13 protein-coding genes and 2 tRNA genes are annotated in these 12,253 nt (G+C 68.4%); 6 read left to right on the top strand and 9 right to left on the bottom strand.

The genetic code is table 11. The features are described 5' to 3' along the window. Positions 1–13: 13 nt before the first annotated feature. Positions 14–601: a 3-isopropylmalate dehydratase small subunit gene (leuD, locus tag AB0M47_RS00925; RefSeq protein ID WP_253757127.1), complete on the bottom strand. Its 588-nt coding sequence runs from the start codon at positions 599–601 to the stop codon at positions 14–16. Positions 602–626: 25 nt separating this feature from the next. Further along, on the bottom strand, positions 627–2,039 hold the full coding sequence (gene leuC / locus AB0M47_RS00920) for a 3-isopropylmalate dehydratase large subunit (protein ID WP_363406232.1): 1,413 nt from the start codon (positions 2,037–2,039) through the stop codon (positions 627–629). A 49-nt stretch (positions 2,040–2,088) separates the two neighbouring features. Here leuC and AB0M47_RS00915 point away from each other — a divergent pair, with 49 nt between their 5' ends. The 3 genes from AB0M47_RS00915 (at position 2,089) to AB0M47_RS00905 (ending at position 5,065) form a co-directional block, all read left to right on the top strand. Then, entirely contained in the window at positions 2,089–2,775 is a 687-nt protein-coding gene (locus AB0M47_RS00915; protein ID WP_253763665.1) for an IclR family transcriptional regulator, read from the top strand. Positions 2,776–3,270: 495 nt separating this feature from the next. Then, a complete protein-coding gene (locus AB0M47_RS00910; RefSeq protein WP_363406228.1) occupies positions 3,271–3,813 on the top strand; it encodes a hypothetical protein in 543 nt (180 codons plus the stop codon). A gap of 1,072 nt (positions 3,814–4,885) precedes the next feature. Beyond that, entirely contained in the window at positions 4,886–5,065 is a 180-nt protein-coding gene (locus AB0M47_RS00905) for a hypothetical protein (protein ID WP_363406225.1), read from the top strand. 36 nt (positions 5,066–5,101) lie between these two features. Here the strand turns inward: AB0M47_RS00905 and AB0M47_RS00900 are convergent, their stop codons facing one another. The 3 genes from AB0M47_RS00900 to AB0M47_RS00890 all read right to left on the bottom strand — a co-directional run bounded on the left by AB0M47_RS00900 (position 5,102) and on the right by AB0M47_RS00890 (position 6,040). Further along, positions 5,102–5,650: a hypothetical protein gene (locus AB0M47_RS00900; protein ID WP_363406222.1), complete on the bottom strand. Its 549-nt coding sequence runs from the start codon at positions 5,648–5,650 to the stop codon at positions 5,102–5,104. A gap of 148 nt (positions 5,651–5,798) precedes the next feature. Further along, positions 5,799–5,871 (bottom strand) — tRNA-Glu (locus tag AB0M47_RS00895). Between the two features lie 97 nt (positions 5,872–5,968). Next, positions 5,969–6,040, bottom strand: a tRNA-Gln gene (locus tag AB0M47_RS00890). Positions 6,041–6,154: 114 nt separating this feature from the next. Between AB0M47_RS00890 and AB0M47_RS00885 the strand changes: the two genes are divergently transcribed. After that, on the top strand, positions 6,155–6,829 hold the full coding sequence (locus AB0M47_RS00885; protein WP_363406219.1) for a DUF1345 domain-containing protein: 675 nt from the start codon (positions 6,155–6,157) through the stop codon (positions 6,827–6,829). A gap of 7 nt (positions 6,830–6,836) precedes the next feature. Here the strand turns inward: AB0M47_RS00885 and AB0M47_RS00880 are convergent, their stop codons facing one another. Then, entirely contained in the window at positions 6,837–7,640 is an 804-nt protein-coding gene (locus AB0M47_RS00880; RefSeq protein ID WP_363406216.1) for a fumarylacetoacetate hydrolase family protein, read from the bottom strand. 68 nt (positions 7,641–7,708) lie between these two features. Between AB0M47_RS00880 and AB0M47_RS00875 the strand changes: the two genes are divergently transcribed. Continuing rightward, complete coding sequence (locus tag AB0M47_RS00875) at positions 7,709–8,617, top strand: 3-methyladenine DNA glycosylase (RefSeq protein ID WP_363406213.1); 909 nt, start codon at positions 7,709–7,711, stop codon at positions 8,615–8,617. On the opposite strand, the gene AB0M47_RS00870 is transcribed toward AB0M47_RS00875, so the two are convergent. The 3 genes from AB0M47_RS00870 to glnA form a co-directional block, all read right to left on the bottom strand. Further along, complete coding sequence (locus tag AB0M47_RS00870) at positions 8,571–9,530, bottom strand: hypothetical protein (protein ID WP_363406210.1); 960 nt, start codon at positions 9,528–9,530, stop codon at positions 8,571–8,573. The two genes, AB0M47_RS00875 and AB0M47_RS00870, sit on opposite strands and share 47 nt — an antisense overlap. Beyond that, complete coding sequence (locus AB0M47_RS00865) at positions 9,527–9,847, bottom strand: PadR family transcriptional regulator (protein ID WP_253757139.1); 321 nt, start codon at positions 9,845–9,847, stop codon at positions 9,527–9,529. The genes AB0M47_RS00870 and AB0M47_RS00865 overlap by 4 nt, the downstream gene beginning before the upstream one ends. A 95-nt stretch (positions 9,848–9,942) precedes the next feature. After that, positions 9,943–11,295 carry a type I glutamate--ammonia ligase gene (gene glnA, locus AB0M47_RS00860; RefSeq protein ID WP_363406207.1) on the bottom strand — a complete coding sequence of 451 codons (1,353 nt, stop codon included), beginning with the start codon at positions 11,293–11,295 and terminating at the stop codon, positions 9,943–9,945. A gap of 188 nt (positions 11,296–11,483) precedes the next feature. Between glnA and AB0M47_RS00855 the strand changes: the two genes are divergently transcribed. Continuing rightward, positions 11,484–12,245 carry a hypothetical protein gene (locus tag AB0M47_RS00855; protein ID WP_363406204.1) on the top strand — a complete coding sequence of 254 codons (762 nt, stop codon included), beginning with the start codon at positions 11,484–11,486 and terminating at the stop codon, positions 12,243–12,245. Positions 12,246–12,253: the final 8 nt, after the last annotated feature.

The raw sequence follows: 12,253 nt of genomic DNA, 5'->3' as shown, positions 1-12,253 counted from the left end.
GGCATTCGTGGAGTCAGGCGACAACCGGTTGGTACACCGGGCGTGTGGCCTCGAAAGCGGTGATCGAATCGGCGTGCAGAAGGGTCAGGCCGATGTCGTCCAAGCCCTCCAGCAACCGCCAACGACTGAAGTCATCCAGCTCGAAAGCCCAGGTAGAAGCCCCGGCGCGGACTTCTCGCGCGGCGAGGTCCACTGTCACCTCCGCCGTCGGGTCGGATTCCGAACGGGCCCAAAGACTTTCGACTGCGTCGATGGGAAGCTCGACCGTCAACAGGCCTTGCTTCAACGAATTCCCCCGGAAGATGTCACCGAATCGGGGGGCTATGACGACCCGGAAGCCCCAGTCACGCAGGGCCCACACGGCGTGTTCCCGGGAGGAGCCGGTGCCGAATTCGGGGCCGGCGACCAGAATCGTGGCGGCGGCGTACGCCGGGTCGTTGAGCACGAAGGCGGGATCCTCGCGCCAGGCGCTGAACAGTCCGTCCTCGAACCCGGTGCGGGTGACCCGCTTCAGGTAAACCGCCGGGATGATCTGATCCGTGTCCACGTTAGAGCGGCGCAGTGGGACCGCCGCACCGGTGTGGCTGGTGAACTTGTCCATGTCTCGTGTTCCTCGGTTCCCTCGGTCAGGCCAGGTCGGCGGGCGCGGCCAGGCGGCCCGTGACGGCGGTGGCGGCGGCGACGGGCGGCGAGACGAGATGCGTACGCCCACCCTTGCCCTGCCGGCCTTCGAAGTTGCGGTTCGAGGTGGAGGCCGAGCGCTGCCCCGGCTTCAGCGTGTCCGGGTTCATCCCCAGGCACATCGAGCACCCCGCGAACCGCCATTCGGCGCCCGCCTCGGTGAACACCTGGTCCAGTCCTTCGGCCTCGGCGGCCGCCCGGACCGCGGCGGAACCGGGGACGACCAGCATGCGTACGCCCTCGGCCACCTTGCGGCCCTTCAGCACGCCCGCGGCGGCCCGCAGGTCCTCCAGCCGCCCGTTCGTGCAGGAGCCGACGAAGACCACGTCGACCTCGACATCCCGCAACTTCTGCCCCGGGGTGAGCCCCATGTACGCCAGCGCCCGCTCGGCGGCGGCCTTCTCGCCTTCGTCCACGAACGACTCGGGGTCCGGCACGGCGGCGTCCAGCGGCGCGCCCTGGCCCGGGTTGGTGCCCCAGGTGACGAACGGGGTGACCTGGCTGACGTCCAGGGTCACCTCGCGGTCGAAGACCGCACCGTCGTCGGTGCGCAAGGTACGCCAGTGCTCCACGGCCGCGTCCCAGGCGTCGCCCTGCGGCGCGAACCGGCGGCCCTTGAGCCAGGCGAAGGTGGTCTCGTCCGGCGCGATGAGGCCCGCCTTGGCGCCCCACTCGATGGACATGTTCGAGATGGTCATCCGGCCCTCCATGGAGAGCTGCTCGATGACCGGGCCGCGGTACTCCACCACGTAGCCACGTCCGCCGCCGGTGCCGACCTGCGTGATCAGCGCCAGGATCAGGTCCTTGGCGGTCACGCCGGGCCGCAGTTCGCCGACGAAGTTCACGGCCATCTGCTTCGGCCGCGCCTGCGGCAGCGTCTGCGTGGCGAGGACGTGCTCGACCTCACTGGTGCCGATGCCGAAGGCCAGCGCGCCGAACGCGCCGTGCGTCGAGGTGTGCGAGTCGCCGCAGACGATCGTCGTGCCGGGCTGCGTCAGGCCCTGCTGCGGCCCCATGACGTGGACCACGCCCTGCTCGGGGTCGCCCAGCGGGTGCAGCTTGACGCCGAACTCCGCGCAGTTGCGGCGCAGCGTCTCGATCTGGGTCCGGCTGACCGGATCGGCGATCGTGAGGAGGTTGTCCGTGGGGGTGTTGTGATCCTCGGTCGCGATCGTGAGATCGGGCCGCCGCACCGGGCGGCCGGCCATCCGCAGGCCGTCGAAGGCTTGCGGGCTGGTCACCTCATGGAGCAGATGCAGGTCGATGTAAAGCAGATCGGGTTCGCCGGCTGCGGATCGGACTACGTGCGCGTCCCAGACCTTCTGGGCCAACGTCTTGGTCACTGTTACTCCCACCATATGGACATCCCAGCTTTTGGGAGGTATGTTTCGGTGTGTGGGACACAGTATGTCTGGCGTGGGCGTCCTTGACAAGGCGGTAGTGATTCTGGCCGCCTGCGTCGACGGCGCGAGCCTCGCTGAACTCGTCGATCGCACCAAGCTGCCGCGGGCAACGGCGCACCGGCTGGCGCAGGCCCTGGAGATCCATCGCATGCTGGTACGCGACACGCAGGGCCGCTGGCGCCCGGGGCCCCGGCTCGGGGAGCTCGCCAACGCCGCGCCCGACGTCCTGCTGACCGCCGCCGAGCCGCTCCTGGCCGCCTTGCGCGACAACACGGGCGAAAGCGCCCAGCTCTACCTCCGTCGAGCGGACGAGCGCATCTGCGTGGCCGCCGCCGAGCGGGCCTCCGGTCTGCGCGACACCGTGCCGGTCGGTTCGATACTGCCGATGACGGCTGGTTCGGCAGCACAGGTGCTGCTGGCCTGGGAGCCGCCCGAGGCGGTCATGCCGCTGCTGCCGCGCTGCAAGTTCACCGGAAAGACCCTCGCCGAGGTACGCCGTCGTGGCTGGGCGCAGTCGGTCGCCGAACGGGAAGCCGGTGTGGCCAGCGTCTCCGCCCCGATCCGGGACCGCACCGGCCGGGTGATCGCCGCGATCAGCGTCTCCGGCCCGATCGAGCGCCTCGGCCGCCGGCCCGGCGACCGGCACGCGATGGCGGTCGTCCGCGCCGGCCAGCGCCTCTCCGGCCTCTGACCTTCCAGCTCGCCGGCGCTGGATCGCCGATCCGCTTTGGCACTGGATCAGGGATCTGTGTCGAATCTTGAGCCAAGATTCGACACAGATCCCTGATCCAGCCGATAAAGGTCGGCGTGGACGGGACGCCCATACCCGTCGGCGTGGACGGGACGGTGGCGAGCAGAGGAGAGCAACGAAAAGCGCCGCACTCGGAAGAGTGCGGCGCTTGTTTGTAGCCCCGACCGGATTCGAACCGGCGCTACCGCCTTGAGAGGGCGTCTACCTCGGAAATCAGGCTCTCAATGATCATGGCTGACTGCCGTTCAGCACGGACGCGATGCCATCCGTTGCGGCCTGTTGTTGATCTCTGCGAGCGCTCGGGATGACGATCCGCTGACGTCTGCACACCGTGACCGTATCGACCGGTGTCGTTAGCCCGTGCCCATCGCACTGAATGAGGCTGCCGCTCAAGCGGGTACGCCGTAGTCGGCGCGCCGCTCGTAGGATGCGCAGGTGGCTGAGGCAACCCGTGCAACCAAGAAGCGCCGCTGGACCATCGTCCTCGCCATGATTGCGCTGTTCACTGTGATCGGTCCGGTCTGCTGCTGTTGGAGCTGGTGGAATCAGAGTCCCGACTTCGTATGGGCCCTCTTCCGTGACTCCCGCGAATACCCCCGCGTAGACGGTCCGATGCACATCACGAAGGGCGACGGCGACTTGGAGAAGGATCTGCTGCCCCACTTCCTGGTGAAGCTGCCTTGTGGCGTCGAGCACCTGCGCTTCGCCGAGTGGGAGGACTACGGCTCGATGGGCCAGCTGTTCCTACACTTCGACACCTCGCCTGAGTGCCTTGATGCCTTCCTTCGCCACAACGCGCTATTCCCCACCGAGAACTTCACGTTTCCTCCGCTGAACGTCCCGAAGGAGTACGGGTGGACCATCTACTCGTCGAACTCCACCTATGTCGGCACGCCATCCGAAAGCGTCCGGCTCAGCGCTTCGGTCGATCTTCGGTCAGGGCAGCCCTCCGTGTATGTGATCTCCGAGCACCGTTAGAGCCTCAGACGACTCGTCTCGTGGCCGTGGCTGACGGCCGGAGGAGGTGGCCCCGCCCCCTCGAAGTCGGTGAGCGCCTTCCCAGGGGCGTCGCGCCCGTCGTTGGTCGCGGCGGGGGTCGCGCCTGACCGTGGGGTCGCGCTAGCGCGACCCCACCGCGACTGGCCTCGATCCCGCTTGACTTGCGCAAACGTCCGAAGGTCGCGGGTCGCGGCTTTGCCGGCCGAGCCGCGAAATCAGCCTCAGTGGCTCGCTATGGCCTTCCGTGCCGCAACGCGACCGCCCAAGAAATGGATGCCATCTCCCACCGTGGCGTCGAGCTGAGCGCGGGGGACTTGCTGGGCCGTGACGTCGGCCATCCGCTGGCGGTGAGGCTGGCCGAACGCCAGACCGCCCTTGCTCCTCCCGCGACCCGTCGCGGGCGGCCCTACGCGACGTGTCCCCGATGTCCCCGTGTCCCTGGGACAAATCCAGGTCAGCGGCCATCAAGAGTGACTACGCGACCGGGGACACCCTTGTCCGCACCCTCCACAAGCGCAGATCTTGGTTCTACGGCCGTCTCAGCGGGCCGACAGCGGCGACTCGCCCACGCGCTAGACCTAGCCCCAGGAGCCGCTAGGTCTAGCGCCACCGCTAGCGCCTCATCCCTGCGGCGACCACGGAACTAGCCCCCTAGCGCCCCGTGTCGCCCTGCGGCGTGCTCCTAGACCTAGGAGCGATCACTCCTGGGTCTAGGAAGCACCGCTTGGAGCGAAACGACACCTTGCGCAGGGATCTAGGACCTAGGGCCCATCTTGGACTTGCTTGCGCAGCGCCACGGTTTGGCCCTGGTCCGGCACCACGCGCGCTGGGCCACCGTTCAAGCCCCACGTCGAGTAGCACTCGCATCCCGCCACCGGACACAACATTATCCCGCCGTCTTCGGCCACTCCCGTCACGGAGAGAACCGCGTGTGGATCTACGAGGTGCCCGCACTGCGGACAAATGTCATCAGCCACGTACGCAAGGCTAGGCGTCGCCCGCACACCACGTTGCCCCCTGACGGCACTCGTCCTATGTCAGCCTTACCGCCATGTACGTCGAGGCAACCGTTTCGCTGCGCTGCACCTATGACAGTGCCGCAGATGCGGCATACATCTACCTGGAACACCCGATCCCACCCAACCTCTACACACACGCGCCGAGTGACTTCGACAAGCGCGTTCGGGAGGTCTTCGACCAGCCATACAGCGGCGACGTTGACGACAAGTGACTCTCGAACAGGGGGCGGCCCGGTATGGGCCGCCCCCTATCGCGGGTTCTTCGGCGGCAGAGGGTATTTCCAACTCGCTTCTTCACCATCATCCGTCCACCGCACGGTGATGGTGCTATCGCTGGTCGCCATGCTGCGTGCCGCGATGAACTTGATTGCCGCCGATGGCGCGACGTCCTGCACGGGGGGTTTCCTGAGCACAAGGCTCTCGTGTGACTCGACCTGCACCTTGTGGGCGATCCGGTCACCGACGTTTTCCAACAGGTAACTATCTCCCTGGTGAAACCGGAGGGACCACCGGACGCCCGGACTGGCGGCAGTCCCAAGGCCGCCGTTCTTGGCCATGGTCTCGACTGCATCCACCAGGCGACGGGTGTACTCCTCCGTGAGCCTTGCAGCCGCTTCACTTCGTTGCGCCGCCGCTTCGGCCTGCTCCTGGGCTGTCTTCTGGCCAGCGCGGGTTAGCTTCTCCGAGCGAATCGTAAAGATCAGCGTCACGACGACACCGGCAAGGGCAACGAGAACGCCGACGGCAGTGGCGATAGCCCCGACTGACTGCCAGTCCTCGGGCTTCATGGCTTGCACGAGCAGCACCATAACTTGCGGCCCAGGGCGACTGGGCACCCCTGTGGAGACGGGTTGCTGACGATCCGCTGACGGGGGAGGACGAGAACTAGATCAAATAGCCGCAGGCCACACCCTGTAATGGGATGTGGCCTGCGGCTTTACGTTGTAGCCCCGACCGGATTCGAACCGGCGCTACCGCCTTGAGAGGGCGGCGTCCTAGGCCGCTAGACGACGGGGCCAGAACTTTCCGTATTCACACTTTTGCCGCCTTCCGGCGGCAGCTGAACCTTACCAGATCCAGCTCCCTCGCGCGAAATCGCCTTCCGCGCTTGGTTGCTGGGGTACCAGGACTCGAACCTAGACTAACTGAACCAGAATCAGTTGGGCTGCCAATTACCCCATACCCCATCGGCACCGCTAGCCCTGAGGTTTGCTGTGCCGAGGAGGAACTTTACCCGACCGGCGCGGGGCGCGCCAAACCGGTATCCCCCTGTGTTTCGTGAGGCGCACTACGCTGCGGATGTGGTCGATGTCCTTCCCGCCTGGCTGCGCCCCACCCGGGGCGAACACCGTACGCCGGCCGCGGTCGCCGTCGTGGTGATGATCGGCTTGCAGCTCAAGGTTTCGCACGCGCTCCACATCCAGCCGGGCTGGTTGGTCCCGGCGGTCGAGGGCGTACTGCTGTTGGTGTTGCTTTCGACGAACCCGGGCCGGGTGAACCGGGAGACCCGCTGGCTGCGCCTGAGCGGGCTGACTCTCGTCGCGGCGGCCAGCGTCCTCAACGCGTACGCCGCCGCCCGACTCGTCGTCGACATCGCCACCAAGCACGCCGAGGTCAACGGGCTCACGCCGGGCGTGCTGCTGCTGACCGGCGCGGCGGTGTGGCTGAGCAACGTCATCGTCTTCGCGCTCTGGTACTGGGAACTGGACTCGGGCGGCCCCGCCGCGCGTGCGAACGCGCGCAAGGACCGCCCCGACTTCCTCTTCCCGCAGATGACCGCGCGGGATCTCGCGAAGCCGGACTGGGAGCCCGGCTTCGTCGACTACCTCTACGTCTCGTTCACCAACGCGACCGCGTTCAGCCCGACCGACACCATGCCCATGACCAAGTGGGCCAAGCTGACCATGATGTTCGAGTCGGCCGTCTCGGTCGTGGTGGTGGCCCTGGTCGTGGCCCGCGCGATCAACATCCTCTGAGCGACTGTCAGAGGTTCAGCACCGGATTCGAGAGCGTGCCGACACCCTCGATGCTCACCGAGACGACATCGCCCTCGGTCAGTACGCCGACGCCGGCCGGCGTACCGGTGAGGACCACATCCCCCGGCAGCAGCGTCATCACGTGCGACACATACGAGATGAGGGTCGCCACGTCGAAGACGAACTGGCTGGTACGCCCGAGCTGGCGGACGTCCGGCTCCTCGCCGGCGCGCCCCACCTCGCAGCGCACCTCCAGGTCCGAGGCGTCGATCCCGGTGGTGATCCACGGGCCGAGCGGGCAGAACGAGTCGAAGCCCTTGGCCCGGGTGAACTGGACGTCCGCCTTCTGCAGGTCGCGGGCGGTCACGTCGTTGGCGCAGGTGTAGCCGAACACGGTCTTGAGCGCGTCGGCCCGGTCGACCCGGCGGGCCCCGGTGGCGCCGATCACGACGGCCAGCTCGGCCTCGTGCTCGACCTGATGCGACTGCGGAGGCAGCCGGATCGGGTCGTTCGGGCCGATGACCGAGGTCGTCGGCTTGAGGAACAGCAGCGGCTCCTTCGGCACGGCGTTGCCGAGTTCGGCGGCGTGCTCGGCGTAGTTACGCCCGACACAGACGACCTTGCTCGGCAGAATCGGCGACAGCAACCGGACGTCGGCCAGCGCCCACCGGTCGCCGGTCAGCTCGATCTCGCCGAACGGGTGCCCGTTGATCGCCGCGACCGTCAGGCCTTCGGTCCCAGCTCCGGCCGCGTCGCCTTCGACGACGCCGAAGGACATCCCACCGGAATGAACAAAGCGTGCGATCCGCACCACAACCCCCAGTACCTCGCGATCTCCCGCGATCTCCAAGGCCCAATCTATCGCCGTACCCTGGGACGGTGAGCGAGAAGGTCCAGTCCGCCGTCCTGCCGGCCCGGCAATGGCACGAGCGCCAGGCCGCGCACGAGGCCCGGGTGGATCACTGGCTGGGTCGTCACCTCGCCCGCCGTCGCGACGGCGTCAAGCATCCCGTCGAGGACTTCCTGTTCACGTACTACTCGCATCGCCCGGCTCAACTCCGCCGGTGGCACCCCGGTTTCGGCGTGGTCCTGGCCGACGGCCCGGCCCAGCCGCCGTACGTTCCGGCACCGGGCGGCACGACCGTCGACCCGGACCTGCCGCACCGCCGCTCGGACTCGATCCGCTGGATCCGCGATCTCCTCGCGGCGACCGCGTCGCGGCCGCCCCAGCTCGGCTGTTTCGGCCTGCACGAGTGGGCCATGGTCTACCGCCAGACCCAGGACCAGGTCCGCCACAACGCCTGGCCACTGCGCCTCTCCCCAGCCGCGACCGCCCAGGTCGTCGAAGAGCGAGGGGTACGCTGCACGCACTTCGACGCGTACCGGTTCTTCACCGAACCGGCCCGTCCGCTGAACATCCTGACGCCCACCCGCGACCGGCAGGCGGAGTTGGAGCAGCCGGGCTGCCTGCATGCCACCATGGATCTCTACAAGTGGGCGTACAAGCTGTCCCCGCTCGTGCCGAGCGAACTGGTGGCTGACTGTTTCGAACTGTCCCGGGCCGTCCGCGAACTCGACATGCGGGCCAGCCCCTACGACCTCGCCGACCTCGGCTACCCACCGGTTCGGATCGAGACGCCGGAGGGGCGGGCGGCGTACGCCTTGAGCCAGAAGGACTTCGCCGAGCGCGCCGCTCCGCTGCGCGCCCGGCTCATCGAAGCCTGCGACGACCTCCTGATCGTCAGCGGGTCGGCGACGGGGACGCCGTCGCGGAAGCGGACGGGGTAGCCGCGGTCGTGGTGGCCGACGGTGTGGCGGTGGGGACGTCGGTCGGCGATTCGCTCGGGTAGAGGCCCTGGTGGCGGCACAGCCGGGCCAGCACCGGCCAGCGCTCGTACTCCCAGGCCAGGATGGCCTCGCAGTTGTGGATCTTCGCGTCCACGTAGGACTCGGAGTCCAGGTTGATGATGGAGACCTGGCTGAGCACCTGGCCCTTCGAGTCCACCACCACGAGGTTGCCGCCACCCTGCCAGGAGGCGTCGACCCACTGGCCGGGGTACTCCTGGTAGCTGCTGTAGTCCCGGGTCGCCGCGTCGTCCACGGTGACGAGCAGCCCGATCCCGAACAGCACGAGGGCCGCCGACACCAGGCCGGCCCCGACCCGCTGCCAGCGCTTGACCCGGGTGCTCGCGGTGCGGCCCAGCCAGACGGACGCGACGATCAGGGCGACCGTCACGATCAGTCCACCCACGACGCTGTCCCCGATGCGGGGCAGCGCGCCTTGCGGGCCGTTTCCGGCGGAGACGACCGAGCAGAGGATCCAGGCCGCCAGGTAGCCCCGGACGACCCACCACGCCGGGCGCAGCAACTGGCCGAACTCGCTGAGGCTCGCGTACCCGATGATTTTGCCGATCTGGCGGTCGGTGGTCCGCAGCCGCCCCTTGGCCTCGGTCACGAGCGCGGACAGCCGGGCCCCGCGGGCGGGCGGGGCCGACGGGCCGAGGGTCGCACGCAGCTCGGCGGCGTAGGCGGCCGGCGGGCCGAGCCGATCCTCGAGCGTGCCGCCCTCCGCCTCGACCTCGGCCGCGACCTCGGAAAGGTGCGCGGGCAGGTCTTCCAGCAGCTCGGCGCGGATGTCGTCGGGCAGGTCGGCGAGTGCCGCACCGACGGCGGCCGCGTAGTGCGCAATGTCGAGATTCATCGGCTCTCCAGCAGGGCGTCCATCGTGGCGGCGAACCCGCGCCAGGTCTCGCCGCCGTTTTTCAGCTGGCTTCGACCGGACGGGTTCAGCGAGTAGTACTTCCGGTGCGGTCCTTCTTCGGAGGGCACCACATAGGTCGTCAGGTAGCCGGCCGCGAAGAGGCGGCGCAGCGTGCCGTAGACCGAGGCGTCGCCGATCTCGTCCAGCCCGGCGCTCCGCAGACGGCGCAGGATGTCGTAACCGTAGCCGTCCTCCTCCCGGAGGACCGCGAGCACGGCGAGATCGAGTACGCCCTTGAGGAGCTGGGTCGTATCCACGCACAGCACACTACTGCGCTAACCGAAGTACCGTCAACAAAAGAGAACCCCGACGGAGTGTCGGGGTTCTCTTTTGTCGGGGTTCGCTTCGCGAGTCAGAGTGCGCCGAGGTAGCGACGCCGCTCGTACGGCGTGACCTCGCGGCGGTACTCCTCCCACTCGGCTCGCTTGTTCCGCAGGAAGAAGTCGAAGACGTGCTCGCCCAGGATCTCGGCGACCAGTTCGGACCCGGCCATCACGTCGATCGCCTCGGAGAGGTTCTCCGGCAACGACTCGTAGCCCATCGCCTTGCGCTCGGAGTTCGACAGCGACCAGACGTCGTCCTCCGCGCCCGGCGGCAGTTCGTATCCGGCCTCGATGCCCTTCATCCCCGCGCCCAGGAGCACGGCGTACGCCAGGTAGGGGTTGCAGGCGCTGTCGAGCGACCGCACCTCGACGCGGGCCGAGTTGGGCTTGCCGTACGCCGGCACGCGCACGAGCGCCGACCGGTTGCGGTGCCCCCAGCACACGTACGCCGGAGCCTCCGTGATGCGGTCGGGCAGCTGCTGCGGGAAGAGCCGCTTGTACGAGTTGACCCACTGGTTGGTGACCGCCGTGAACTCCCGGGCGTGGGTGAGGATGCCGGCGATGAACGCACGGGCCACATCGGAGAGCTTGTACGGGTCGGCCGGATCGTGGAAGGCGTTGCGCTCCCCCTCGAACAGCGAGAGGTGCGTATGCATGCCGCTGCCGGGCTGGTCGGTGAACGGCTTCGGCATGAAGGTCGCCTGCACCCCGTGCGACAGCGCCACCTCCCGCATCACGTGCCGGAACGTCATGATGTTGTCCGCCGTGGTCAGCGCGTCGGCGTACCGGAGGTCGATCTCCTGCTGGCCGGGCGCGACCTCGTGGTGGCTGAACTCCACCGAGATGCCGATCCGCTCCAGGGCCAGCACGGCCTGGCGGCGGAAGTCGCGCGCGACGGCGTGCGTGGTGTGGTCGAAGTAGCCGCCCGAGTCGACCGGCGTGGGCACGCCGCCGTCGTTCGGGCCGCCCTCCAGCAGGAAGAACTCGATCTCGGGGTGGGTGTAGAAGGTGAAGCCCTTCTCGGCCGCCCGCGACAGCGACCGGCGCAGCACGTGCCGCGGGTCCGCCCAGCTCGCGTTGCCGTCGGGCAGCAGGATGTCGCAGAACATCCGGGCGCTCTCGCCGGACGAGCCGCCCTCGAACGGGAAGACCTGGAAGGTCGTCGGGTCGGGCATGGCGACCATGTCGGACTCGTAGACCCGGGCGAAGCCCTCGATCGCCGAGCCGTCGAAGCCGATGCCCTCGTCGAAGGCGGCCTCCAGCTCGGCCGGCGCGACGCTGACCGACTTCAGGGTGCCGAGCACGTCGGTGAACCACAACCGGACAAATCGGATGTCGCGCTCTTCCAACGTCCGGAGCACGAACTCCTGCTGACGGTCCACGGCGTTACGACCCCTCTGGCATGGCTTGTTTCTGCTTTGTGCCGGCCTCGCTTGCGCTGGTGTGAGGCGGCCGCTCGCGGCCCCATCAGCGCGCGCGAGGCTGACGGTCAGTCAACACCGATCACGTTACGCGGGTGTTACCGGGGCTGCTCACGTCACGCCGGGAAAGCCCAGGCGTTGATCAGCACGTGGCCAAGCTGTACCTGTCGCCCGCTCGCCGGAACGCCGTGCTCACCGGCATCGCGGTCGGCGGCGCCGCCGTCGTCGCGCTGAGCGTGCTGGCCGTGATCGGGTTGCGGCCGCGCACACCGGTCGCGGACCCGGCCGGTCCCACGTCGGCGGCGCCCAGTCTCCAGACGGCGCTGCTGGAGGCAGGTGACCTGCCCGCCTCGTTCGAGGTGCGGCCGACGCCCACCCCGAAGGCGCCTCCGCCGAAGCGTACGGAGCGGTGCCAAAGTCTCGTCGCCGATCCGGCAGCGCTGCTGCGTTCGCTGCTGCCGACGCCGGGTTCCTCGCCGACGCCGGTGACGGCCCGGCACGTCGGGGCCGACTCGGGCGTACTGGATCAGGCGGTGCAGATCTTCGGCCGGGGTCAGGGAACCGAGGCGGTGGACGTGATCCGCAAGACCGCCAAGTCCTGCGGCGCCTTCACGGCTCGCCTCGACGACGGCACCAAGGCGCGCGTCAAGCTCACTTCGACCAGTGTGGAGAGTCTGCTCATCGGCGACGCCTACACGGTCAGTATGACCCTCACGACAAAGTCCGGGCAGCAGACCGGGTATCTCGCGATCAGCCGGGTCGGCGACACCGTCTCGGTGTTGCGGCGTACCGGGCCGGCCGGTGGCCCGGTGCTGGACCGCCAGATCCAGGACCTCGTCGGCCGGGCGCTCGACAAGCTCGTGGTGCTGGGCGATCCCAGTCTGCTGGGGACCGCCCCGGCGCATCGCTGATTTACTAT

It is taken from the genome of Hamadaea sp. NPDC051192 (assembly GCF_040682475.1).
Taxonomy (GTDB): domain Bacteria; phylum Actinomycetota; class Actinomycetes; order Mycobacteriales; family Micromonosporaceae; genus Hamadaea; species Hamadaea flava.
This window is presented reverse-complemented; position numbering and strand designations above follow the sequence as displayed.

What these genes read in the sequence shown, in the direction of transcription:
- leuD (WP_253757127.1), bottom strand. Translation starts at nt 601, where the DNA reads ATGGACAAGTTCACCAGCCACACCGGTGCGGCGGTCCCACTGCGCCGC.
- leuC (WP_363406232.1), bottom strand. Translation starts at nt 2,039, where the DNA reads ATGGTGGGAGTAACAGTGACCAAGACGTTGGCCCAGAAGGTCTGGGAC.
- AB0M47_RS00915 (WP_253763665.1), top strand. Translation starts at nt 2,089, where the DNA reads ATGTCTGGCGTGGGCGTCCTTGACAAGGCGGTAGTGATTCTGGCCGCC.
- AB0M47_RS00905 (WP_363406225.1), top strand. Translation starts at nt 4,886, where the DNA reads ATGTACGTCGAGGCAACCGTTTCGCTGCGCTGCACCTATGACAGTGCC.
- AB0M47_RS00870 (WP_363406210.1), bottom strand. Translation starts at nt 9,530, where the DNA reads ATGAATCTCGACATTGCGCACTACGCGGCCGCCGTCGGTGCGGCACTC.